General features: G+C 45.4%; 18 protein-coding genes. 5 read left to right on the top strand and 13 right to left on the bottom strand.

The annotated features are described in order from the left end of the window. Window positions 1-23: 23 nt before the first annotated feature. The 3 genes from DFP76_RS07280 to DFP76_RS07270 are packed head-to-tail and all read right to left on the bottom strand — an operon-like array spanning window position 24 to window position 4,261. Complete coding sequence (locus tag DFP76_RS07280) at window positions 24-1,967, bottom strand: RecQ family ATP-dependent DNA helicase (RefSeq protein ID WP_113873991.1); 1,944 nt, start codon at window positions 1,965-1,967, stop codon at window positions 24-26. Continuing rightward, window positions 1,967-2,935: a serine/threonine protein kinase gene (locus DFP76_RS07275; protein WP_113873990.1), complete on the bottom strand. Its 969-nt coding sequence runs from the start codon at window positions 2,933-2,935 to the stop codon at window positions 1,967-1,969. The genes DFP76_RS07280 and DFP76_RS07275 overlap by 1 nt, the downstream gene beginning before the upstream one ends. 60 nt (window positions 2,936-2,995) lie before the next feature. Beyond that, window positions 2,996-4,261, bottom strand: a complete 1,266-nt coding sequence (locus DFP76_RS07270) for a response regulator (RefSeq protein WP_113873989.1) — start codon at window positions 4,259-4,261, stop codon at window positions 2,996-2,998. Window positions 4,262-4,471: 210 nt separating this feature from the next. Between DFP76_RS07270 and DFP76_RS07265 the strand changes: the two genes are divergently transcribed. Then, window positions 4,472-6,040: a methyl-accepting chemotaxis protein gene (locus DFP76_RS07265; RefSeq protein WP_113873988.1), complete on the top strand. Its 1,569-nt coding sequence runs from the start codon at window positions 4,472-4,474 to the stop codon at window positions 6,038-6,040. A gap of 4 nt (window positions 6,041-6,044) precedes the next feature. Here DFP76_RS07265 and glgX read toward each other — a convergent pair whose 3' ends face one another. The 4 genes from glgX to DFP76_RS07245 all read right to left on the bottom strand — a co-directional run bounded on the left by glgX (window position 6,045) and on the right by DFP76_RS07245 (window position 15,248). Further along, window positions 6,045-8,081, bottom strand: coding sequence for a glycogen debranching protein GlgX (glgX, locus tag DFP76_RS07260; RefSeq protein ID WP_113873987.1), 2,037 nt, complete (start codon window positions 8,079-8,081; stop codon window positions 6,045-6,047). A 28-nt stretch (window positions 8,082-8,109) separates the two neighbouring features. After that, window positions 8,110-10,302, bottom strand: coding sequence for a 1,4-alpha-glucan branching protein GlgB (glgB, locus tag DFP76_RS07255; RefSeq protein WP_113873986.1), 2,193 nt, complete (start codon window positions 10,300-10,302; stop codon window positions 8,110-8,112). 23 nt (window positions 10,303-10,325) lie between these two features. Further along, window positions 10,326-13,451, bottom strand: coding sequence for a phosphorylase b kinase regulatory subunit alpha/beta (locus DFP76_RS07250; RefSeq protein WP_113873985.1), 3,126 nt, complete (start codon window positions 13,449-13,451; stop codon window positions 10,326-10,328). A 186-nt stretch (window positions 13,452-13,637) separates the two neighbouring features. Then, on the bottom strand, window positions 13,638-15,248 hold the full coding sequence (locus DFP76_RS07245; protein WP_113873984.1) for a methyl-accepting chemotaxis protein: 1,611 nt from the start codon (window positions 15,246-15,248) through the stop codon (window positions 13,638-13,640). A 158-nt stretch (window positions 15,249-15,406) separates the two neighbouring features. On the opposite strand from DFP76_RS07245, the gene DFP76_RS07240 reads away from it, so the two are divergent. Beyond that, window positions 15,407-15,838 carry a YqaA family protein gene (locus DFP76_RS07240; protein WP_113873983.1) on the top strand — a complete coding sequence of 144 codons (432 nt, stop codon included), beginning with the start codon at window positions 15,407-15,409 and terminating at the stop codon, window positions 15,836-15,838. Window positions 15,839-15,921: 83 nt separating this feature from the next. Further along, entirely contained in the window at window positions 15,922-16,689 is a 768-nt protein-coding gene (locus DFP76_RS07235) for an SPOR domain-containing protein (protein WP_113873982.1), read from the top strand. Between the two features lie 102 nt (window positions 16,690-16,791). On the opposite strand, the gene DFP76_RS07230 is transcribed toward DFP76_RS07235, so the two are convergent. From DFP76_RS07230 to DFP76_RS07210, 5 genes are all read right to left on the bottom strand, one after another. Further along, window positions 16,792-18,168, bottom strand: a complete 1,377-nt coding sequence (locus DFP76_RS07230) for a YdgA family protein (RefSeq protein WP_113873981.1) — start codon at window positions 18,166-18,168, stop codon at window positions 16,792-16,794. Window positions 18,169-18,237: 69 nt separating this feature from the next. Beyond that, on the bottom strand, window positions 18,238-19,659 hold the full coding sequence (locus DFP76_RS07225) for an SLC13 family permease (RefSeq protein ID WP_113873980.1): 1,422 nt from the start codon (window positions 19,657-19,659) through the stop codon (window positions 18,238-18,240). A gap of 30 nt (window positions 19,660-19,689) precedes the next feature. Further along, complete coding sequence (locus DFP76_RS07220) at window positions 19,690-20,490, bottom strand: M48 family metallopeptidase (RefSeq protein WP_113873979.1); 801 nt, start codon at window positions 20,488-20,490, stop codon at window positions 19,690-19,692. Between the two features lie 27 nt (window positions 20,491-20,517). Further along, on the bottom strand, window positions 20,518-21,045 hold the full coding sequence (hemG, locus tag DFP76_RS07215) for a menaquinone-dependent protoporphyrinogen IX dehydrogenase (protein WP_113873978.1): 528 nt from the start codon (window positions 21,043-21,045) through the stop codon (window positions 20,518-20,520). Window positions 21,046-21,121: 76 nt separating this feature from the next. Then, on the bottom strand, window positions 21,122-22,993 hold the full coding sequence (locus DFP76_RS07210; RefSeq protein ID WP_113873977.1) for a cation:proton antiporter domain-containing protein: 1,872 nt from the start codon (window positions 22,991-22,993) through the stop codon (window positions 21,122-21,124). 355 nt (window positions 22,994-23,348) lie between these two features. Between DFP76_RS07210 and DFP76_RS07200 the strand changes: the two genes are divergently transcribed. After that, entirely contained in the window at window positions 23,349-23,654 is a 306-nt protein-coding gene (locus DFP76_RS07200) for a hypothetical protein (RefSeq protein ID WP_113873975.1), read from the top strand. Window positions 23,655-23,764: 110 nt separating this feature from the next. On the opposite strand, the gene DFP76_RS07195 is transcribed toward DFP76_RS07200, so the two are convergent. Further along, window positions 23,765-25,117 (bottom strand): sigma-54 interaction domain-containing protein, encoded by a 1,353-nt coding sequence (locus DFP76_RS07195; RefSeq protein WP_113873974.1) that lies wholly within the window; start codon window positions 25,115-25,117, stop codon window positions 23,765-23,767. Window positions 25,118-25,349: 232 nt separating this feature from the next. On the opposite strand from DFP76_RS07195, the gene DFP76_RS07190 reads away from it, so the two are divergent. Then, a complete protein-coding gene (locus DFP76_RS07190; RefSeq protein WP_113873973.1) occupies window positions 25,350-25,841 on the top strand; it encodes a hypothetical protein in 492 nt (163 codons plus the stop codon). The last annotated feature ends 121 nt before the right edge of the window (window positions 25,842-25,962 follow it).

The raw sequence follows: 25,962 nt of genomic DNA, 5'->3' as shown, positions 1-25,962 counted from the left end.
CTGTTTCCTATCTCGCAAGCGTCTTACTCTTGAAACTGTTTCCTTACCTGTGCGTAAACGGCTTGATAAGATGCTTGTTCAAAATCACCAAAGCCTGGCAATTGACGGGCTTTTATTTTAGTGAAAATAGGCTGACTCAGGCCGGTTAAAAAGCGTGTGATCAAGGTTGCCGTGACACGTATGTTGGGCGCTTTTTGCTGTACGGCCTGACAAAAGGGTTTTATGTATTCCCCCAAGCTATCCAAAGAAGGTGCTAGAGACGAGTGCTGCGGTGGAAAATGCAACACACTGTGTCGACATACTGAGCAATGCCCACAATGCTCAGGCGCTTGTTGATCGCCAAAGTAACGGGCCAAATTGTGATTCAGACATCGGTCTAATTCGAAGAATCGAATCATGGTCGCAATGCGTTCTATTTCTGATGTCTCTTTCTGCTGAACGTATTCATCCAACTGCTCTAATAAAAGTGTATCTTGCAGTCTTTCAGGATATACCTGATAAACCTCAGTCAGACTTTTACTGTCTAAGGTAAGCGCCTGTTGCTGTTCGGCAAATTCCAGCATTTCTAATACTTGTTGACGGTTTAAATTAGCGTTGTTTTGCAGCCACGCAAAGTCAGGAACGCCCCAGATTTTTTTGAAATGAATGCCTTCTAGTAGCAAGGGGAAGCTTGCTTGCCAATGGGATGGTAGCTGCTGCATAAACTGCTGAGGATCCGTTTCCCACTTTACTTTAATGTCTGCATAGTAGCTGTATTTAGGCGCAATGACTTGCTTGAGCTCGAGCTGAACCAAGAGTGTTTTTAAGGCCAACGATCGAATGTTGGTGTGATTGGCCAAATGATAAAGTTGCGTTTCCCATTCTTGTTGTTGTGTTTCTTGTAAGATGGTTTCAAGCAAACACGCGATATTATGACGTTCAGGTGTGTCACCATAAACAAAATTTTCTAAGGTATGTAGACCTTCTAAATTCGCCAATAAAATGCATTTACTGTGCTTTTGGTCGCGGCCAGCGCGGCCAATTTCTTGGCTGTAATTCTCAATGGATTTCGGCAAGTCATAATGTACCACTAGACGTATGTCTGCTTTGTCTATGCCCATACCAAAGGCAATGGTGGCGACAATGATCCGCGTTTGACCAGACATAAAGCGCTGTTGTATCTGCGCCCTGTCTTCACTGTTTAGTCCCGCATGGTAGGCTTGAGCTTGATGACCTTGTTGAATGAGGTAGTGTGCGACGTCTTCGGCGGTCTTTTGTAAAGTGACATAGACAATGCTTGCCCCTTGCGTGTGCCTTAGAATTTGATCAAGCTGATGGTTTTTTTGTATGGCTGGAATCGGTTGTAATTCGATGTCCAAATTGGAGCGATAAAAGCCGGTTTGAATGATGTGTTGTGGTTGGATCTGAAATTTCTGCGCCATGTCTTTTTGCACTCGACGAGTGGCTGTGGCGGTGAGCAATAACACCAATGGTATTTTTAATTCCTGCTGGTAAAACGGCAGTTTCAGATAATCTGGTCGAAAGTTATGGCCCCATTCCGAAATACAATGTGCTTCGTCCACAACGAGTAGTGAAATGGCAACTTGCTGGATAAAACGGCGGAAATTTTCATTCTTGAAACGTTCCACTGAAATCATCAGGATTTTGATTTGTCCTGTTTTTACGCCTGCCATGACCGCTTGGCTTTCTTCTCGACTTTGTGTGGAATCCAAACTGGCAGCAGCAATGCCCTTGGCTTTTAGGAAAGCTAATTGGTCATGCATCAGAGCGATCAGAGGTGAAATCACCAATGTGAGGTGAGGTAACTGAGTCGCTGTGTATTGATAGCACAATGATTTGCCTGAGCCTGTTGGAAACACGGCAAGCGAAGAGTGGCCCGCTAACAGTTGTTCAACCACTGGAGCTTGTCCTTGGCGGAAGGACTCGAAACCAAATAATGATTTAAGGTTGGCATTAAGAGATGTCATTAGAGAATTTGTCCCCATTCGTTCTGGCATTCTTTTAATTCATTCAGGTGATTTAGCCAATACTCTTCACTGGCAAACCAAGGGAAAGCTTTGACAAATGCTGGGTCTGTTTGTCGCTGAAGTAGCCAAGCGGCGTAACAAATCACACGAGAGCATTTGAAGACATCGATCAAGGCCAATTCTCTAGAGTCAAACGATTGATAGCTTTCATAGCCTTCTAGCAGCTCACTTAGCTGTTGTTTGGCAAGGTTTACTTGGGTTAGGTGTAACCATAAATCCTGAACGGCCAGCCCATTTTGGCAATCATCAAAATCCAGTAGGTGGAATTGTTCGTTACTGAGAATGAGGTTACTGCGATGACTGTCGCCATGAATAGGGCGCAATTGAGCTGGCCAATAGCGTTGGATTTGTGTCTCGCACAAGTCATATAAGCTTGAAATCTGTTGTTGATAAGGTGCTTTTAATGCTTTGGGCAGCGCGGTGCTGTCAAGAATACGAGAGGCAGCGCTGCGAATTTGCTCAAGAGGAGACACCTCAATGCGATGTTGAAAGCTTGTTTGACCAAGACTCTGATGTAGTTGGCCGATCAGTTCACCGATCTGAAACAGCTGATCTAGGTTTTCGGCTTCTGGGTGTTGGCCCACAAGTCTTGGTGACAGACAAAATACCAACCCCTGATGGGTAAACACACTTTTACCTTCAATCACATGAGGAGCGACGACAGGCAGTCCCTCATTGGCCAATTTGATTAAAGTATCGTGTTCTTCTTGAATTTGAGCCAGCGTCCAACGGTTAGGGCGATAGAACTTTGCAATAAGAGGTGATGCATCTTCAATGCCTACTTGATAGACACGGTTTTCATAGCTGTTCAGGGGATAAATTCTGGCATCTGTCCAAAAGCCGAGTGACTCCACTGCATCGAGGATGACATCGGGCATGAGATTCGAAAAGTCTTGGTTAGACGACATAAAATGGACACACTCTTATTGGCTAATGGATATCGCCCAGACAGTAAAAGGAAATGGGGTTTATAGCAAGCCAAGACGCTTTTTCAGCGTGTGTTTTTGGGCATCCGTGAGAGGCGAAGCTTGCCCCGACTTAATTAATCGGTTCCATTGCTTCCAAGATTTAATGGCTTCCCCAGTGTGTTCACGGGTGAGATATTGCTGTATTTCAATGCGAAACGAATTGGAGATAGCCGCCGGGTTAGCCTTACCAAAGGAACGTAAACGAATTAAAGAGCGTTTAAACTTATCCGCTAGTTTCGCGTTGTCACCGCCAGCATTCATCATATTGGTGAGACACTTGAGGTACTCATAGTAGTATTCGACTTTCTCATTGATGGTGTCACGAGTGAGACGAATAATACGAGAATAGGCGTGTTCAGCCGTTTCCCAATCGGCGACTTTGGCGCTTAAATCCGCTAAGCGCAAGCAACGTTCATTCGATCGAGGAGAAACTTCGAGAGCGCGTTTCATAGCAAACTGAGCGTCTTCAAGGTTGCCTTGGTCTTCGTGAGCATTCGCGAGCAAATCGTAGGCAGACAGAAAGTGACGGCTTAATTCGATGGTCTGTTCTAACTTCTTAATGGCCGCTCCCACGGCACCCAGTTGCATTTCACATTGCGCAATGCCGTAATGGGCCCAAGCGAGCGTTTTATGATTCTTAATAATCAGCATGTAATGACTTTTCGCATCTTTATAGCGACCACGGGCATACAAAGATTCCCCAATGATTTTTAGGCATTGGCTGGCGAAATGAGGGTATTCCGCCATGATGCTTTTTGCCTGCGCTTCCATCTTTTCGTATTCATTGAGTTTACGAGCAGTGTTGATGCCTTCGAAGATCTTCTTTTGCTTTTGAACTTTTTCAAGCCGACGGAAAAAAGCGGCGGGAGGGAAGGGCTTTACCAGATAACTGTCTGGTTGATATTCCAATACACTGACCACACTTTCATAGGCCGTATCTGCGGTTACCATGATAAAAATTGTGGAATGATCTTGAGCATAGTTTTTGCGAGACGTTTCTAGGATCTGTTGGCCGTCGATGCTGCCGCCAAGGTTATAGTCAGAAAGAATAACATCGTAATGTTTTTCTAGGATTCGTTTGATGGCCATTTGGCCAGAGTATTCCACATCAATTTTGCTGTAACCCAGTGACGTCATTAATGACTTAAGCATAATGCGCATCTCACCTATGTCTTCTATAATCAGAACACGTTTTTGCGAAATGTCCATTATTTCTTGGTGTATGCTGTTGCTACTGTCAACACTGAATGCGGTTACATCTGTCAAACTACTACCTAATACCTAAAATCCATTAGAGTCTTGTTATATCACGTTCACGATAAAAATCCTAAGACTGCAATGTAATAGATCGTATGTTAAGGATGTTATTAAATGAAGGTTATGGACTTAGACTTTAGTCGTATCTGATCCGATTTACATTGACCCAGATTAATCCGAGCCTAGGATAAAAAAATAATTATAATAAAGGATGATACTATGTTGTACTTTCAAATGAGCTGCGTACTAGGGCTCTTTATCCTATTTGCCATTGGTTATTTCTCTGGTGATATTGCCTTACCTTATAGTCTTATCGGTGCTTTGTTAGCCGGGTTGACCTTATGGCGTACCTATCTAGAGAAACGACTTAACCTACCTGATAAAGTAGGGGATACGTCAGCCATTTATTCCTCATCCTCTTATTCTGAAATCGGTCAAAATGTTACCCAAGCCACTTCACGTATGGCCATCGGAGCTGCGGAAGTGTCTCACTTTGTCGACTCATTAAGTAAAGACATCCACCATACACATCAAGACAGTGAGCAAATTACTCAAGCGGTAGAGACGTTATCTAGCACAGGTTTGAGCTTGTCTAATAACTTGGGGCAGCTTGCCAAAACCATGTCGGATACCGCGCAATCCAGCAGCACAGCGCAGACTGCTTTGTCACAAAGTGCGGATCAGATTAATGAACTCACAGAAAAAGTACAAAGTGCTAATGATCAACTGGCCAAATTGACCAAAAGTGCTGACGACATTGACCGCATCACTGAGGTGATTAAAGGGGTATCAGAGCAAACTAACTTGCTGGCACTGAATGCAGCAATTGAAGCTGCAAGGGCTGGTGAACAAGGGCGTGGTTTTGCCGTGGTGGCGGATGAAGTACGAGCGTTGGCGGGAAAAAGTGCGGATGCTTCAGAGCAAATATCTGCCTTACTGATTGAAGTTCGGCACAACAGTTCTGGCACGAATCAAGAAATGCATGCGTTAAAGAGTCTATCTGAGTCTTTGTCGGCAACCTTGTTAGGAGAAACCGATCGCTTTATTGCGTTAACAGAAGAAGTGCAAAATGCCTCTCTCGTGTTATCCGAAGTGGAAAGCAGTGGTGAAGAATTAGGAACCGTTAGTTCGCAAATAAGCGGCTCAATTGCTCGTATTGGTCAATCTTTACAAGACATCTCACAGCGCAGTGATCGCTTATCTGAAGAAGCAGCCAGCTTGAGCAATGGCGCGGAAATCGTTTTCCGTGAGTTAGACAAAGTGAATTCAGACTTGTTCTTTTCGAAACTATTGCAAACGGCGCAACAGGCTGCCCAGCAAATTGGACTGGTCTTGGAAGCGGCCGTTGATCAAAACCAGCTCACGATAAAACAGGTTTTCTCGCAAGACTATCAAGCCATTCAAGGTACGAATCCGACAAAGTACAGTACCGCTTATGATCATTACAGCGACCAAACTTTTCCGGCTATTCAGGAGGAAGTTTTAGAGCGACATGAAGAAGTCATGTTTGCGGGGGCCGTCGATCTCAATGGGTATTTTCCAACTCACAATAGGAAATTCAGTCAACCGTTAACAGGGGATTACGACAAGGACTTAGTGAGTAACCGTACTAAACGTATTTTTGATGATCCAACCGGGCGTCGCTGTGGTGCTCACACGGAGAGCTTCTTATTGCAAACCTATAAGCGTGATACAGGGGAAATTCTTCACGATTTATCCGTGCCCATCTATGTGAAAGGGCAGCACTGGGGTGGCTTTCGTATGGGCTTTAAATCCTCAAGGACATAGATTTTTAGAGTCTAACTAAAGCCACGCTGGCACCTGAGCAAGTGACATGTTTCTCTGTCAATTGAACATTAGGAGACTGAAATAGCACCTCAGCCTTCACCTCCTGATCTTGGTCGGACAGGGAAGGAAAAGGCAGGTTAATTGGCGCAGCTTGGTTGTAAAAGATCAACCATAAGCGACTGCTCAGGTTGGCCGTGGTTAACAGTAAGGCGATAAAATGTCGATCCGGGGTGTGCCAATCTCCGTGGCTCATAGTGTCACTGTTTTCATTTAGCCAAGTCACTTGGTCAGCTGGTAAATGCTGAAACAAAGCATCATCTTCAAGGTGTACCTCAGCCAAAATAGGGTAGGCTTTGCGTAATGCCATGAGTTGGCTGATGGTGTCTTTTAATATCTGGCTCTGTGATGCTTTAGACCAATTGAGCCAAGTGATGTCATTGTCTTGGCAGTATGCATTGTTATTACCTTGTTGACTGTGAGACAGCTCGTCGCCGCCTAATAGGTGAGGAGTGCCTTGGCTTAATAATAAGGTGGCAAGAAAGCAAATTTTCTGGTTGAGTCGCAAGGCCAGTATTTCGGGGTCTTGGGTTTCGCCTTCCACACCGAAATTTTGACTGATGTTATCGCCATGACCATCTCTATTGTCTTCCATATTAGCCAGGTTGTGGCGCGCTTCGTAAGACACCAAATCCTCTAATGTAAAACCGTCATGATAGGTAATGTAATTGACGGAATTCAATGCGCTCTTATGGCCTTTATGGAAACAATCTCTTGACCCTAAAAGCCGTGTAGCGAACTCGGCTATCATGCCTGAATCACCATGCCAAAACCGCTTCACTGAGTCGCGGTATTTATCATTGCATTCTAAAAATCCCTTCGGAAATTGCCCGACTTGATAACCGTTTGGGCCGATGTCCCAAGGTTCCATGACAAGACAGGTTTGGCTTAGGATTGGGTCTTGTAAGATGGCTTGCAGTAAAGGTGCATTGGCGCTGAAGTCATGGTCGGTACGCCCCAGATCCACACCTAAGTCAAAGCGAAAGCCATCTACTCCCATGACATCCACCCAATAGCGCATGCTGTCACAAATGAGACGAATACTGGCTGGATTGAAGGTATCAAAGCAGTTTCCGCACCCTGTGTAGTTTAAGTATTGTCCCGCTTGATGGCGGTAATAGCGTCCGTTGTCTAATCCTCTGAAACTCACACAAGATTGATCCAATTCGCTTTCAGCCGTGTGGTTATATACCACGTCCAAAATAACTTCGAATCCCGCCTCTCTGAGTCCATCAATCATGGCTTGAAATTCGACTACCGCATCGTTTTCAGCATAGGACGGTTCTGGGGTAAAAAAGTTGATTGGGTTGTATCCCCAATAATTATTTAGGTCCAGTTGGTGCAGATGCCTTTCCGTCATAAAGGTAAAGCAAGGCATCAACTGAATGGTGGTGATATTGAGAGACTGTAGATGGGCAATCGCAGGGCGAGAAATGACGCCTAAGTATTTGCCTTTGTGTTGTTCGTCAATATCCAGCTGTTGGGTAAAGCCTTTTACGTGCAGTTCATATAGGCTGCGCTCATGGCTCGCCACATTGACTCTAGCAGGTCGTGTGGCTTGAGCCTTGGGTTCTATGGCCAGACATTTAGGCACGCAATGAGCAGAGTCTTGTGCTTGGATCACACCCTGTTCAGTAATAGCAGCTTGATCTGGATGCCAAACTAATTTATCGGTTAGAGCTTTTGCGTAGGGATCAATGAGCAGCTTGGCTGGGTTAAACACGAGTTGTTTTTCCGGCTCAAATGGACCTTCGGCTCGAATGCCATATCTTTGTCCCGCCTTTAACCCCAACACGAGCATATGCCAAATGCCTCTGTGCTTGGCAATAAAGGGGATGGATTCCAATTCTTGGTTATGTTCATCAAATAGGCAGAGGTACAATTGACTTGCGTCTTCTGATACCACGGCGAAATTGATCCCATCGGGATGAATAGAAGGGCCCAACGGAAACGTTTGGCCTTGGGTCACCTGATATGCGCTCACCTTGAATTCTCCTAGTTAAATCGCCGAATCAATCCTGCTGCCACGTTAAAATTAGTCCACACAATGGGGGAACCTGTACCTCGACGCTATTCGCCCGGCCGTGATGCGATATAGGCTCGGTTGAATAGGTTGATTGCTGGGTAAACTGGCTGCCTTGGTAAACCGCATCATCCGTATTCATTAGCACTCGATATGTTCCAGTTTCGGGCACACCAATTCGATAGGAAGAGTGGGGCGTTGGCGTAAAATTGATGATGACCAAAAGGTGCTGAGAGGAGTCTTTAGCCCGTCGTACAAAGGCCAGAATACTGTTCTGACTGTCATCGTGACTGATCCATTCAAAGCCTTCGGCAGAATGATCACAATGCAAGCTGACTTGTAGCTGATAGAGCTGGTTTAAATCTTTGGTCAGATCCTGTTGCGCCTTATGATAGGGAATGTCGAGCAAATGCCAGTCGAGTGAGCGTTCGTGACTCCATTCTTGTCCCTGTGCAAATTCATTTCCCATGAAATTTAGCTTTTTCCCCGGATGACAATACATGTAAGCTGAAAAGGCGCGTAAGTTTGCGAACTTCTGCCAGGCATCACCTGGCATCTTGTCGATCATCGAGTATTTACCGTGGACTACTTCGTCATGGGAAATGGGTAAAACAAATTGCTCGTCAAACGCGTACACCATGCTAAAGCTCAATGCGCCTTGATGATATTGTCGATAAATCGGATCTCGTTGCATGTAGTCTAGGGTGTCATTCATCCATCCCATGTTCCACTTGAAGCCAAAACCTAAGCCATTCATAAAGGTTGGTTTAGAAACGCCAGGAAAAGCGGTCGATTCCTCCGCCACGGTAAAACAACTGGGGTGATTAAGGTAAATGGTTTCATTGAGTTTTCGCAGGAATGCGATGGCTTCATAGTTGTGATTGCCGCCGTCTTGGTTTGCAATCCATTCTCCTTCTTCTCGGGCATAATCAAGGTATAACATGGAAGCCACAGCATCGACGCGTAAACCATCAATATGAAACTCTTCCAACCAATAAACCGCGTTACTGATTAAGTAATTGACCACGTGATCTTTGCCGAAATCATAGATCAAGGAGTTCCATTCTGGATGCCAACCCTTTTTCGGATCTGGGTACTCATATTGTTTGCTGCCGTCAAAATTCGCCAAACCATGACTGTCAGCCGGAAAATGCGCAGGCACCCAATCCATAATCACGCCAATACCTGCTTGGTGAAAGGCATCAACCAAAGCCTTAAAGTCTTCAGGGTGACCAAAGCGTGAGGTGACAGCATACAGCCCAACTGGTTGATAGCCCCAAGAGCCATCAAACGGGTATTCAGTGATGGGTAATAGCTCTACGTGGGTGTACCCCATGCTTTTAACATAAGGCACCAGCTGGTCTTTGAGTTCTAAATAGCTAAGAGGCTGATTGCCCGCTTTGCGCCGCCATGAGCCGAGGTGTACTTCATAAATACTCATGGGACGTTCGTAGAGATCCTCAACGGAGCGTTGTCGCCAGTCTGAGTCAGCCCAAACATGGTGACGATCAAAGCATGTAATGCTGGCAAATGATGGGAATTGTTCAATCTGTTGTGCGTAAGGGTCCGTACGATGAGGTAATAATTCACCGTCATGGGCGCGAATTTCAAATTTATAACGGGCGCCATGGTTGACGTCTGGTATAAATAAGCGCCATATGCCATCGCCGTTACTCGACATTGGATGAACTCGCCCATCCCAACTATTAAAATCTCCCACCACAGACACAGAGCGAGCGGCCGGAGCGTAGACAGCAAAACGAGCCCCTTGGATGCTTAGCTCATCATGAATGTACGCGCTGCGCTGAATGGCTCCTTGGCTTTTAAAGAGATTCGCTGTGTGGTGTTCAGGGTCTTTGAAACTGCTGTCAGTAAACTGATATGGATCGACGATAGTATGGTGATTACCATCTTGGTATTGGATTTTTAGTCGATAATGTGTGTGACCAATGTCCTCAGGCCAAGGGGCGGTAAAGAGCCCACTGAGTTCAGAGGGCGTCATTTGCATCAGAGTTTTATCTTGATCAATGGCTAAAACCAGAACGGACTCCGCTTCAGGTTGCCACACATACAAGGTTTGCTGTTGAGTCACTGGATCTTGGTGACGTCCTAAACACCCAAAAGGGTCGGCACATTGCGTTTTCGCTAAATCTTGAAACAAGTCGTGCTTGACTAAATCCATTCAATTCTCCAGCCAGAGTCAATTTATTCACTCGATGAATGTTGGTACTGATGACTATGAAGCTTGCTGACCGCCCAGCGCAAGAACTGATTGGCTTTGCTTGGTGTGATCTGGGCAAAGTCATCCACGGCCGCTGCAATTTGATCTTCTTCAGGATGTTCTGCCTGATACTGTTTAGCATAGTCCATAGCGGCTTGAGACACTAATACAGGAAGGTTGACCTCCTGCTCAAATTGACATTTTTTGTGTTGCTGACAGAACTGAATGAAGGCGTATAAGCCCTCAAAAATTAAACTCTTATACCAACTAGGGTGAATGTCAGAGGTGAGGTCTTCGACGAGTAGGGCAAAGGTGTCCTCCCCAGGTGTCATGGAGTTTAAGGCGCGTTTGCAATCGAGTCGTGTATTGCTTTGTAAGTCACCAAAGACAATGGTATTGACGTGACTTAGACTTTCCCAAAATTGCAGCAAAAGACTATCCGGTAGCTTGGTAATCATGCCTTGCTCTGAGCGCCACTCGAACCAATCAATGTCTTTTAGGGCCCCTTGGGCATCTGTGGTGTGATGGTATCGCAAGCTGGTGGCAACGTGGGCGAATTCGTCGTGTTTTTGTTTTAACACATGTTCAAGGGCAAAGTAGAGTGCGCTTGGAGATACTTTAGCCAAAGTGTCATAGATAGGAGCAGAGTCATCTGGGTCAAAGTAGCGAGCACACAGCATTACAAGGTTATGAATGCGAATGGTGCGGATCCCCGAAAAGAAGTCTGGCTGAGTGCGGATTAAGGTACCGGCGATGGCAATTAATTCATGACACAGAACCAAACTGATGGCACTGCTGGACGTCTTTCTCATCGCTTCAAGAATGGCGTCTTGATGTAAGGGGGAGCTGATCTCAATCTCGCTGTCTGGGGTTTCGCCAACAACTAAGAAACGTTGTCTTACGGTAATATCTGCGATGTAGGTCGCTAGATCCGTGGTTGGTGTAATCAACAGAGCATAGAGTTGCCGAGCGGCACGCCAGTTCTCGGAGATAAGGGTTTGCAAATAGACTTTATGCAGTACTTTGTATGCGGTCGTGGCTGGCGTTGAATTGGGTAAGGTATTCATCAAAGCTTTACGTTCCCCGAGCAAGGTCAGGCAATGTACGGCTTGATTAAGAGAAGGGGTTTCAGACAACTGCGACAATAGGTTGTCGGTCGTGGCATGCTCTTGGTCAAGGGAGAAGTATTGATCATCGTCCGCCAGTGGCCAGCTGCGTTCATGATGGCTTAATTGAATGCCCAACTGCAGAGAGTCACTCGGCTTCATGGTAATGACGCGACGATTGCCTGATTTGAATGCGTTTTTAGCGGATTGTGGGATGACGCGATAAGCATCATTTTCACGCTTTTGTAAAAGACGAATGAATTCAAACAGTTCATGACTGTTGCTCATTTCACTGATGGCTTCGTCAATTAAAATAGTAAACACCGCGTTGGCTTGGTAATACCAATGATTTGCTAAGCTGGTAAGCTCATTTCGAATGTGCGCTTGGAACAAATCTGGGTCAATCTTACGGTAATCTTTGTCTTCGTTTTGTATCCAAGAGAGACACAAATAATGCTCGTTATTGATGCTAAACGCCTGTGACGTTGCCAAACTATTAAGGGCGCGATTTGGACGACCGGTTAAGCCGAGGGAAGTGGATTCGCCCAAGTGTTGGTAGGTTGTCACCAGCTGTTCGGCGGTAATGGCTTTGAGAGGTGCAATTTCGTCAAGGGTTTGGCACAAGCAGCCCGCGTCCATTAGCTTTTGTTTGACTTTATCGTTTTGCGCCAAAATCACCATAGAGGTGGTGATTTTATGTTTTCTATGCTGGATCTTGTGCAATCCGAGTGGGTCTAGGTCGTCAGTTTTAATCAGCTCTTCATCAAGCATTTTACCGACAAGGTATAAGCTCTGCGCCCATACCAGCGGCAAATTGTCATTCGGCAAACGACGTTGTGAACCGGGCTTTTCTTTTTCCGCTAAGATGTTCTCTTGCGGGACATAATAAAGCTCAGGTAAGAGTTTTTGACCGTCTTTTTCAACCATTAGGGTTTCGAGCTTGTGGCGATAGTAATTGGCACTTTCCCAATCACGAGCAAACAGACGATCTATGTATAAGTAAGTAAAAAACAGCGGCCACTCTGACTCAATGTGTTCAAAGTTAATGAGTTCATCGTACTCATAATGAATCCGGTTTTTGTCTTCTAAGACAGATTGGTGTCCGTCCAGAAGGAAGCGTTTACAACCGTATTCACCACCCAATTTATTGAGGATTTCTTGCCGAGTTCGTCGGGTAAGCTTTTCATCGTTGACGGCAAAAGCGGGAAAGCCAATGATGCTTAAAATAGCGCTATCGACTTCTTTTGAGCGAGACTCTTTCGGCAATAATGATTGCAAAACCGAGCCTGCCCGCGCGACCGCATCGGCAAAGGAGTGAACCACAGCCCATTCAGGACCGTCGTCACCAAACAGGTTTAAACCATCCATGGCTTCCATGGCGGCTTTGGCCATGCCAACGGAACTGGCATTGATTTCCGCCTTGCCATTATTCACCTTATTGCCACGTTCCCAGATGCCGTAATCTGGCGTGCGATAGGTACGTGAAATGTAATAGATGAGGTTTTGAATAAAATTGAATTCATCACGAGAGAAAATGATTTTACTGCCGGCTTTGGTCATTTGCGCCATCATCAGCAAGTAAAAGCTGGTGGCATCGATTTGCAAATGCCCCCACGCATCATCGGCGACGGCTTCTAAACCGGTTTTTGTGTCGTATTTGGCGTGTAAGGCGTCTTTGGGGTCAAGACTGTGTTTGAAGGCTTCCACTTTGTGGGATTGTCGCATCATGGCGAACAGCAAGCCACGCATCATCTTGATGCAAGCAAACTCTAGCTCATGAGCGCGCTTATCGGTATCAGAGGCGCGTTTATAAGCCAAATATAAGGCCCAAACGGCTTGGATACTATAGACATTATCACGTACCCAAGCATCGGTATAATTACCGTGGTTATTAATGCTGGTGCTGGCTGGAAAGAGCCCAGTGACAGGGTGCTGGCGCGATAAAATCACCGCTTGAATGTGTTGATAAAGAGAGTCGAGCGTATCTTGCGTATCGGACGGCATTTCTATTTCTACCCTTTAATAGCGTAATGAAAATAGGAACTCTTCGTACAACCTTTGGATCACTATACCCAAATAAAATGAAACTCACCAATAAGTTAAAGTCGTAAATCGGCCTGTTTGCAAATTATTTGTTTATTAAAGAGGATGATTGGGCGTTTGCTCAGGCTGAAACGCCCAATCATGCAGTTAGATGCTGAATTGATGGACCAGCTGACGTAGCTGTGTCGCACAGTCTTGTAGCTGATCAACCGAAGTCCGAATGTCGGTTGAGTTGTCGTTGTTTTCCTGACAAATCACCGCAATGTCCCCTAACGCTTGGTGAACGGTTTGAGAAGATTCGTATTGGCGATCAGCCGCCTGGCTGATGTGGCTGTTTAATTGCGAGATGGAAATCACCCCTTCAGCAATTTCGGAAAAGGCTTGTCCGGCTTCTGCGGTTTGGTTTGCCCCTTGATTGGCCGTACTTTGTGCTGACTCCATTACCCCCACCGCCGTGTCGGTTTGCTGTGTTAATCGATCAATTAACCCACCAATTTCGGTGGCGGCCAGCTGGGATCTTTGTGCCAGATGGCGAACTTCGTCGGCGACCACCGCAAATCCACGTCCTTGTTCTCCAGCTCGTGCCGCTTCAATTGCTGCATTTAACGCCAATAAATTGGTTTGTTCGGCCACTTCGGAAATGATGCCCAGCCGCTCGTGAATGTGTGTCACTTCTTCTCGTAAGGTTTGTATTTGCTGAGCGGCCTGACCAACTTCATGAGAGAGGCGTTGAATGTCTTGATTGGCTTTGTCCATCACACCCAAGCCTTGCTTCGAGTGTTGACCAAGCTCCTGTGTTTTATTCTTTGCTTGCTCAGCAATGCCCAATGCTTCTTCAACTGAAGTCATCACACTTTGCATTAATTCTGTGGCTTGGTCTGTGTTAGAAAGTTGACGCGCCACCCCTTCAACAGTTTTCTGTGTGGACTGATTGGTTTGCCCAACAATGCCGTCTAGGGTTTCGCTGGAGTGCGTGACATTGCGTACAATGCTTTGAAAATCATTCATCATGCTGTTAAATGCTTTCGCCATCGCGCCCATTTCATCTTTGCCGCTAAATTCCACTCGCTGGGTGAGATCACCTGAGTGTTGAACCGTCGTCATGGTATGGCACAAACTGGTAACACGAGTGGTGACCATATGAATAATAAACAAGGCTGTGCCGCCAACGACTAAGGTTAAAATCCCCACTAGAATGGCGTAGTCCACTAGCGCCACCAAAAAGAAGTTAGTGACAGCATCCATAGACGTCGTGGTGATAACCGTCAGTTGCCATGGCTTAAAGTCTAGGGCGCTGGCAATCATGCTGTGCTCATTACCGGTTGCATCTTGGTAATGAAATTCAATGTTTTGCTGCGCCGTGTTTGATGTTTGTGATGCTTTTAACGCTGCGGTTAAAGACGCTGGAGGTTGTTGACGAGTATAAGACGCTGGTGCGTTGATAAGTTCGCGGTCATTGTTTTGTAATACCCAAACACTTTGCCCATCACCATAGCGAAACTCAGACAAGAGGGCTAAAGCGTCTTGTTTTGCCTGCTGTGGGGATATTTGATTGTTTTCTTGCTGTTGATAAAGGGATAATAGAGACGTGTTTACAATGTCGAGAATGTCAGCAGTGCGTTCTTTTCGAGCGTCTACGTGGCTGTAAAAAAGCGACGAAAGCGACACCAAAATTAACGCCGTTGTCCCCAATGACATTAAGCCGATGATGGCCCAGAGTTTATAGCGAATTTTGATATCATTTATGCGGTTGAGCATGGTTTGCCTCCGTGCTTCGGCTCTCTTGATTTTGTTATATAGAATTCATTCAGCTAGTAGGATTAATTATTTTTATAATTATTGCTAGCCGATTTTCATGAGCTAGATCATGGTTTTGGTGAATGACCCCGAAAGTCTGTTAGAAGGTAAGAAGTCACTTGGAATATGTCACCATTTTGGTCGTGTCATTTTTGTCGGCCACCGTATTACCCTTGGGGTCTGAAGCCTTGCTACTGTTTTACGCAGCGCAAGAAACCATTAGCCTTATTTGGCTTTGGAGCTGGGCAACTATCGGTAATAGTTTAGGCGCAGTAACCACTTGGATTCTTGGTGCTTACCTGACTCGTTTTGAAGGGCGTCGGTGGTTTCCAGTTGACTCAAAAAAGCGCGTAAAAGCAGAATATTACTTTAATCGCTATGGAGTATGGAGTTTGCTCTTTACTTGGCTACCCATTATAGGCGATGGTATAGCTTTAGCGGCAGGTGTTTTTAGAACTTCGCTTTGGTATTTTATCCCCTTAGTGGTGCTTGGTAAGGCTGGCCGCTACGCTTTGATTTTATGGGGACAACACCTTATATATACTGGCTGAAGGTATTTTTTGGCTTGCAGGTTTGTCGAGGCGATAACGCTCACGTGCAAGCCCTATAATTCGTCTAGATGGAGAGAATGGCAATGGGAATAACGAAAAAGCTAATCGTAGTCCAAATGGGATTAGTGTTGGCGGCTTGTTCATCAACTGGTGAAAAGAACACCTTCATGAGCTATGAAGACTTACAAACCAAAGTCCGAACCCATGAAGAGCAGTGGCAAACCGCTCAAGTTAAGCTAGATAAGATTGATGCGCTTGAGGCAGAAGTGGCGGCCTTGAAACAAGAAAAGTTAGCTTTAGAAGCGGCCAACGAAATGCCAGACTCTTCCGAATCCACTATGATTGATGTGGATGACAGTATGGCGGCAACCAATGTTGCACCTTTAGTCGAAACTTCTCCAGACACAATGGCCCCCATGGCGGCTGATTCAACGTCAATGTCCTCAGAAGCTATGTCCTCAGAAGCCATGCCAGCGGCACCATTGGCAGCGGCGACAGAGGATGACATGAACATGGCTCAAGCTGCACCCTTGGCGTCAACAGAAGTGTCTCAGGCGTCATCACAAGCGACTAACAGCGCAATGTCGAATGATGGTTACGGTGTGCAGTTAGCGGCTTATTCAAATCGTAATGAAGCGGTTCGCGGCTGGCAGGTATTAATGAAAAACGATCCAACAGCTTATGATGGGTTAGTGCCTAAGATTAATCAAAAAGACGTCAAAGGTCGCACTATGTATCAGCTAAAAGTAGGGCCTTTCTTACAAAAGTCCTTTAGTGTCGATTTTTGTATGATGCTGAAAGAAAAAGGCAAAGACTGTATGGTCACGCAATACAATGGCGAAGCGTTTTAATGACGTAAGTATCCGATAGTTTGACAATAAAATGGCCGCTTTCCTAAATAAGAAAGCGGCCATTTTTTATGCATTATTGAATGCCAAAACGAATGATGGATTTTAGTAGGCTAATGGGAACGGGAAATCGTAGATTTTTCCCTGACCATCGGCAATCTCGATCTCCGTCATCAGTTGATCATTGTCACGCTTAATAAAACCTTGCTGGACGAAGTTGTTAAGCAGCATTTGCACCTGCTGTTTTACCTGAGGTGAATCGATGGTAGTGCGCATCTGTTGTGCTAAATAGCGTTCGCCTAAATGACTTATCAAGGTTTCATCGGCTTGTAGTTTAGCGTTCACCATCAAGTTCCATAACCAAAAGTTTTGATCCAACAATTGATCGATACTAATGGGACCATTGATGTCTTTTAGGCGGCTGTTCAATGTCGCATGGAATGACCCTTCTGCTAAACGACCACGGAATTCAGTCATGTTCATCTCAGGTTGGTGTGACAGCAATTCGTCTATGTTGTCTGTCATGAAAGTGAACAAGGCAATGGTAAGTTCGTCTGGGGAAACTTTGCCATCGGCTAATACCGCATCAGAAAAGGTTTTGTAATCCAAGAAAAACTGGTTACTTAAATTGGTCATTTCAATCACCAATGATAAGTCATCAGCGCTGAATTCATCTGATCGAACGTTATTCACGGCATAGCGAGAGACGATTTTGCCTAATTGGGCGTCTTCGTCCAGTTGAGAAGACACTAAGAGTGAAGCGCCGTTTACTTCAAGCTCATTTGGGTTATCTTGTGAACCTAAAGAAAACTGATCAAACCCAATGCTGATGTCGCCATTGTAGAAACCACCGGAGGTTAAGACTTCAGCGCTACTTTGAATGTTTAATGCTAGCTGGGTATTGGCGAGCTGTAATGTGTCATCGTGTTTGTCTAAATTAAGCTGCTCTATTTGGCCTTGGTATGCCAGGCTATTTGAGGCGAATGTGCCTTTGCCCTTGTAACCACTAAAGGTGAAATCGCCCTCGTTAATGTCGAAGGCTGGGATTTGGTCGACGGATTTTACGTTGCCCATCAAATCCATCACCACAGACGCATCGAAAAAGGCTTGATCCTCCGGCCAGTTGAGCGTTTCGCGCAATGAATCACCCGCATAATATGCGTGAACATCAAACCAACCAATCGTACCAGCATCAGACAACAGGAGTGGGCCGAAACGGCTATCAAGTACTAAGTCGGCTTCGAGTTTTTGACCGTATAAGTTTGGGTCAACCATGCTCAAATCATAGCTCAGGTGTAACACACTTTTAGACTTGAACCAGCCTTCTTCCAGTGTGTCTAGGCTGGCTTCATAGCTAGGCGCTGAGTTTAAGTTGGTTACCAGTTGCGACAGTTGTTCTTGGTATTTTGGTGCAATAAATTTGGGTGCGATGAGACAAGCTGCAAGCAAAACAAATACGAGCACAGCGAGGATTTTTTTCACTGAAAATTCCTTTTCATGAGGTTAAATGAAGAGCGCAAATCATACCGTCTTGTCGTTTTAAAAGAAAACTTAAATCATGTTAAGCAGTTGCCACCAGAGTAAGTTTAAAGGCAATAACAACACGCTGGTCAACAAAAAGCTCAACAGGCACACTTTGGAAACCGCTTTAATGGACAGTTTGCCAAGGGCGATGGCGGTAATGAGTGGTGGTGCTTGATAGGGTAATAACACATTAGAAAAAGCCAGCACTTGGCTCATCAGTACCGCTTGGGTAGACAGCCCGGTGATGTCGGCCAAATGCTCAGCCATTGGGGTCATGATAGCAGGTACCCCAGTTAAGTTAGTGACCACGGCAACACAGGTGGAGATCAAGGTAAGTAAACCAAGATTAATGAAAGACGAATCCGCTGAGAAAGGCACAGCGCTAGTCAAGGTATTGACCAAAATATCCCCTAAACCTGAGTAAGCGGTTATGGCACTTAACCCTATGACACCGCCAGCGAAAAACAGCGTACCGTATTGGATGTCTTTATCGATGCATTGCTTACTGGTTAAACCTGATTTGGGCCAGAGGCAAATAATGGCGGCAATTAGACCAATCCAACCGGGTGAAATATGGTGCAAGGTATCAGTAAACCAAAAAGCAAAACAAACGCACAGCACCCAAAGTAGACGCTTTTCGATATTGCTCATGACGGTTTCTTCTATCTTACTGGTCAAGTTCTTCTCTGGATCCTGATCAGGGAATAACCATAGAATGATGCCAACAATCATCACCAGTTTCCCCAAACCTAGCACTGGAAAGTGCAGGGTTAAATATTGCCAATAAGACACAGGAGAATCATAAAGCGCTTCTAACATACCGGCCAGCAACATATTGGGCGCATTGGCTGGGAGAATGGCAAAGGCAGGAGAGAAGGTGCCAAAGGCCGCGGCTAACAGCATACCAGTGCGGCCATTTGAATTTTCTTGATAGCCAAAATGATCTGCTAAGGTCGCCACAATTGGAATGATCAATACCACGCGACCCACACCAGAAGGAATCAAAAACGCCAGAGCCATAGCGAATAAAGCAATCTTGATGATGGTGCCCTGATAGCTGTTTCCCAGAATACGGGTAAGTAAGAAAGTGGCGCGCTGGTTGAGACCTGAGTGTTTAATGGCGGCACCAAAGACCATACCACTGAACAACAGCCAGAAAGTGGATGAATGGAAGCCCGCAAAGACCACTTGGTTAGGGGCTAATTCCGTGGCGGTGGCGAAGGCGAACAGCCCAAGGGCAGGTAAATAGGCTGGTACAATCGAAGTGGCCCAAAGGGCAATACAAGCAAACAGTAACCCTGCAGTGAGGCTTTGTGCCGAGGTTAAATACAACTGACTAATGAAGGTTAAACAAACCGCACTTATGATGATCAAATATAAAGGCCAAGATTTACTTGCTGGCGAGGTTTTGCTTGATCCTGAAACACTAGAAGTCATCTTATCCGACATAAATAAAGCCTTTTATTATCCGTTGTCTAATTATTCGCAGCGCGCAATGTTATTTTGTTCTTTCAGCCTGAGGTAGTTTGCCAGTGGTGAGGTCATCTTGGCATTCAAGTCTCTGATACGGCTCTCATTAGAGGGGTGTGTTGATAAAAATTCTGGATTTTTACTGTCGCCCAGTTTGCTCATGTTCTGCCAGAGTTTAACGCTTTCTCTTGGGTCGAACCCTGCTTTGGCCATTAACTCCAAACCAATTTCATCGGCTTCTGTTTCATGAGTACGACTGAAGGGCAAAATAATACCGATTTGCGCGCCGATGCCCAAACCTTGAAAAATAGCTTGCTTGGTTTTGCTGTCTTCACCACTTAACTCATAGGTCACATTCAGCGCTTGGCTTGTCGCGAGTTGCGTGGAGACTCTTTCATTACCGTGGCGTGCTAGTACATGAGCAACTTCGTGGCCCATGACGGCGGCGAGTTGAGAGGCGTTGTCTGCGATCTTTATTAAGCCTGTGTATACGCCAATCTTATAACCAGGAAGAGCAAAGGCGTTGACTTGATCGTCTTCAAAGACTCTAACTTCCCAAGCTTGATTGCGATACTTGTCTGGTAGCACATTGATAATGCGATCTGCGATACATTCAACTTGCTTAATATTGGCCTCATTTTCGGTCTGCGGTAGTTCCGCTTTCATTTCCTGAAAAGAGGCCACACCCATTTCATCCAGTTGTGAATCGGGTAATAAAATAAGTTGTTTTCTGCCTGTCGGCGATGTGCTGCAAGCCATTAAACTGATCGAAATGAGGGCGATTAGACACCAGTAGAAGCGTTTTAGCATTCTAAATACTCCCAAATAGACGGTGATTTAAAGCTGACAAACGGCGTGGGCAAACTCATCTACTTTTTGCCAATCGGTAAATTCTTGATTGGTGGTTGGGTCGGTTGGCCCTTTGGTTACCCACATAATGAAGCGAATCATATTGCGATCAAGGAAACCGTATTGTTGATAATTTAACTTACCGGCAAACACCCCTTGTAAGCTAGGCTGCCAAGCCAATTGATCAAGTAGCTTAATGATGTATGGATTGGTATGAGGTTCGCATTTTTCAGCCTTGCGAGCGACCAAGTTAACGGTAAAAAAAGCACTGGGTTTGCTTTCAATGACGGCTTTGTTATCAGCGATGAATTGCACCAAACTCGCTTGGTGCTTACCGTAGCGGATGCTCGCGCCAATCACCAATTTGTCACATTGAGACAGTTGTTCTGCATTGACCTGATCAAGAGGCAGTAGTTGAACCTGTTGTCCTGCTTGTTCCATAACCGTTTGCATGGTTTGGCTGATTTTTAGAGTGTGGCCGTCTGTTGTGGAGTAAACAAATAAAATATTCGCCATAAATAGTCAGAAATCTGCCTCATCGAAAGGTAATTGTGCATTTGGGGTCTTGTTATAAACATTCCCACCAGTGCTGTCAAAGAGAGTCTTGCTTGTCTTCCGTCTTGATCTTTTCCATAGCGGCTTGTAACTGCGGATTTTTCTCTTCCAGATATTCTCGCAAGCGTTGAATAAAAGCTTGGTTTTCATGGAAGGGCACACCAATTTTATGGGCATCGGCAACCTCAATCATAGACACTTTGTCGTGTTGGACAAACACATCAATCATTTGTTCGGCCGTGTCTCGATTCATACCTAGAGCTTCAAAAGTAGAACGCCCCATACGTAAGCTACTGTCATAGGTTTCACGAATAATATCTCGACAGCCATAAGACCATAGGTCGTAAACATGGTTGTTATCAAAAGCACGGGCAATGATGTGAATGTTTGGAAAGTGGTGGTTTACGTGCTGCACTAACTGAGTGACCTGTTCAGGGTTATCAATAGCAATAATAAACACACTGGCATCTTCGATCCCAGCGGCTTTTAATAAATCAGGACGGGTCGCATCACCGAAATAATGTTTAACGCCAAACTTCTCTAATGCCTCTAAGCGTTTGGTACTGAAGTCAATCACAGTAGAATGGAAGCCCGCCAAGCGGAGGAGGTTGTCTAGGGTAGTACCGACACGCCCTGAACCGGCGATCAAAATGTTATTGTCGTCTGGCATTTCATCAAATGCTTTATCACTTTGGCCCGCTGCATAGTGTGGAGCAATGACTTTATCATAGAGAATAAATAACAATGGTGTCAGCAGCATAGAAATGGCTACCACCAGTAACAGTACATCGGCAACAGCGTCCGCAATCACACCGTTACTGACAGTGAAAGACAAGAGCACAAAGCCAAATTCACCAGCCTGAGCCAAGCCCAGTGCAAACAACCAGCGATTCGAGCCGCGAATATTAAAGGCCCAACCGAGTAACCAAAGTACACTCGCTTTAAGCAAAATTAAGCCTAACGTTAGACTAAGAATCAGTAACCATTTATCCGATAACAAGGTGAAATTGATTCCCGCACCAACGGTCATAAAGAACAAGCCCAGCAACAAGCCTTTAAAAGGGGCTATGTCACTCTCCAACTCATGGCGGTAAGGCGAATTGGCCAGTACCACGCCCGCTAGAAAAGTGCCCAATGCGGGAGATAGGCCGACCAAAGACATTAATAATGTCGTCCCCACTACAAACATGAGCGCCGTAGCAGTAAACAATTCACGCAGCTGCGCAACGGCGATAAAGCGAAAAATAGGAGTGACCAAATAACTGCCCCCTATGATGATGCTAGCAATGGCAGCGATGATCACCAGTGGTACTTGCCAAGACGCTAAGCCTTCTAACAAAACAGCGCTATGGCTTGTGGTGTCAGCATCAGCTGCGTGAACTAAATGCTGTAATTCCGGTAAGGCTAACAAGGGAATGAGCGCCAACATAGGAATGACCAAAATGTCCTGCGCCAACAAAACCACAAAAGAGGATTGACCACCATCGGACTTCATCAAGCCTTTTTCGGTCAGTGATTGAATGACAATAGCGGTAGAGGACAAGGCCAATACTAACCCAATGGCTAAACTGGTTTGCCAAGGCTGATCGAACAGCATGGCCACTGCCATGATAAAGGCGGCACAGAACGCAACTTGCCCCCCACCTAAGCCAAACAGGCGTGCTTTCATCGACCATAACTTTTTCGGGTGCAATTCCAAGCCGACTAAAAACAGCATCAGCACCACACCCAATTCAGCAAAGTGTTGCAGCGACACTATGTCCACATGAAACCAGGATAATAACGGGCTGATCAAAATGCCTGCCAGCAAATAGCCCAGTACAGAGCCAAGACCTAAGCGTGCTGCAATGGGAACGGAAACCACACCGGCAACAAGAAAAATAAAAGTCAGCAACAAAGCGTCAGTCATGAGGGATCCTAATTTTTGAGCATCAAAGTCCGTTCGCCATCGTAACGGCCAGTAACACAGGACTTTGCCATATTTTTTGCGTCTTTACATTTATTCGACGGAAATTGTTACCGAGCCAATCAGTAAAAATAACCGATTAAAAACAGTAAAAAAGACACTAAAAATCACAGAGAAAATAAAATTATCTATTAAAAACAATATCTTATAAGTTTTATTAAAAGTTGGCACAGGCTTCGCAATATACAGATTACAGCGAATCGGTAAGACATCGATTGCGATGACAAGAGTTCGAATACATACAGCCGATTTGGCCTGAACGATCATTCTTGGACTAGAAACTAAAATGGAGAACATTATGAGCATCAAACGTACACTTTTAAACACAGCATTGGTTTTGGTAACAGCGGGTACATTGGCCGCATGTGGTCAGGATGAAGAAAAGAACGCAGTAGAAGACTCTCTATCACAAGCAGGTGATGCAGTAGAGCAAACCATTGACGATGCAGGTGATGCGCTAAACAATGCGGGTGAAAGCGTACAAGGTACTATGGACGAAGCCGGTGACAGTCTAGATAGCACTATGACGGATGCGGGCAACGCCGTGGAAGATACGTGTGAACAAGTTAAAGAGAAAATGGACAGCAAAGACACGGATTGCTAAGAGCATATGGAAAAAGGGCTCGTTTGAGCCCTTTTTTGTTTTGACTTGATCGCATTAATAGTCTGGTCAAAGACGGCTCTGTTAAAGAGTGGCAACAGACACGGTTGAGCTTAAGCCTGAGGCAACGAATCCGTACCGTATTTGTCTAGCTTGTTATAGAGGGTTTTGACACTGATACCAAGTTGCTGTGCCGTGTCATTACGGTTGCCCTGATTTTCAGCCAGGGTTTTGAGAATAGCCATTCTCTCAATGTCTTCCAGCGGCATGCCCGTGGGGATCTGTTGTTGAGAGTCGTTGGTGTCTGTCAAACCATCGGTCACTATGTGCTCGGCTAATATGGTGTGTTCCGCAAGGATAAAGGCACGTTCAATGGTGTGTTTTAGTTCACGCACATTACCAGGCCAGTTGTACTCAGCGATTTTATTGATCGCTTGATCGGACAGAGTTTTATTTGTCTGATCTTGAGTGTTGCGATAGGCCAAAAAGTGTTGGGCAAGACCAACGGCATCACCTTGACGATTGCGTAGGGGAGGCACCTGAATGGGAAAGTGGGCGAGACGGAAGTATAAATCTTCGCGGAACTTTTCTTCCTCAATCGCGTCTTTGGGGGTTCGGTTCGTCGCGGCGACCACGCGTACATTGGCTTGTTTAAAGCTTTGCGAACCAACTGGACGATATTCACCAGACTCCAAAACACGTAACAGTTTGGCTTGATGCTCGTAGGGCATCTCGGTGACTTCGTCGAGAAAAAGCGTGCCGCCTTCGGCTTGTTCAAACACACCAATATGGTCTTTGTGCGCGCCAGTAAAAGCCCCTTTGACATGACCAAAGAGCTCACTGTCGATCAACTCTGGACTTAAGGCGGCGCAGTTTACGGCAATAAAAGGCGCATCTGACCTTTGGCTAAATAAATGCAAGGTATTAGCTACCAGCTCTTTACCCGTGCCGCTCTCACCAATCAAAAAGGTATTGGCATCACTGGCGGCAACTTTTCGTAAAGTGCGATACAGCTGATGCATACAGGGTGATGAGCCAACCAGTAAACCGAATTGATCGAGATAACTGCTTTGTGGCGAAGGTGTTTGTGGTGCTGGATCTAATGACGAAAACAACTCGCTCAAATTGGCTTCGAGTTGCGAGAAGTTAAACGGAGCTCGGTAGTGAACACCAGCGCCTTGTCGCATTAACTGATCCATGATCAGAGACGGCTCTCCTTGGCTAAGGAAAATACATTGCACCTTATCCAAGACAGGGTGTTGGCTCAATGCCTCAAGTTGCTCTTGCTGATCCGCATTGGCTTCAATGATCGCAATATCACATTGGCTGTCGATCAGTTGTGCTAACCAGCTGTGTCCTTGTTGACTGATATTCAGTTCAAATTGCTGCAGGCTAGACAAAGCAAGTAACTCACTGGCCAGCTCTGGTTGTTGAATTTGTAAGAATAACTTCGGCGCTGTTTTCATGATTTCCTTTCGTTAGTTTTATGAACTTAGCCAAATGAGATCACAAGGCAAGGGTCTAAGCCTAGGCCATAGGTTGTTACTTTGCGCTAACTCTCAGTTTATTCAAACTTGTTTGCACAAAGTTCACCCTTTATTGAAAACGATTTAACCAAAAAGTCAAAACCCTTGCCTCAGGGTTAAGGTCAACACATTAAGACAGATTAAAGTCATTTAAATAGCATGGGAGGAAAACATGTTGAGATTTTACCGACGTGGCAAACTCGCCATAGACATGCGCATTTTACAGGATATGGTGTCCATCTGTTATGACGGCATGATGGCCAATTTGGACTTTTGCCGTAAAGCAACGAACACCTTAGATAAACAAGTTTTTCACCGTTTAGGTGAAGCGTTCCAGCAGTTTTGTGAAACCATTTGGGACATGATTGAAAAGCATAAATCACCGCATACGACACACCATCAAGCTGCCAGTGCGTTAAGTGGTTCTGTGGGTGACGCTTACTGGCAAAGTCAGAAAATGACGCTTACACAGCAACCGCAAAGGTTAATGCAAGTGAACCAATATGTGGCTCATCAGTTGGAAAAGCTGCTTCAACAAGTTAACACCAAGTCACTGATGAAAGCGCTCACTAAACCATTGTCACAATTAAAAGTACAGATGGACAATGCGCAGCGACAGCGGGAAGCTGCGAAAGGCGAGAGCATCACGCCCCTTGAGTCGTGATGCTAAGTCTGGTTGAGGGCCACATGTTTTCACGGACGTGATAATGGCTCACATGAGGATCAGAGTTTAATTGATCCTTCTCATCATCTGGTTATACCTTAAGCCAAACACGCAATAACCC

This window comes from Marinomonas aquiplantarum (assembly GCF_003314975.1).
GTDB classification, from domain to species: Bacteria; Pseudomonadota; Gammaproteobacteria; order Pseudomonadales; family Marinomonadaceae; genus Marinomonas; species Marinomonas aquiplantarum.
Note: the sequence above shows the minus strand (reverse complement) of the source record. Positions and strands in the feature narration are given on the sequence as shown.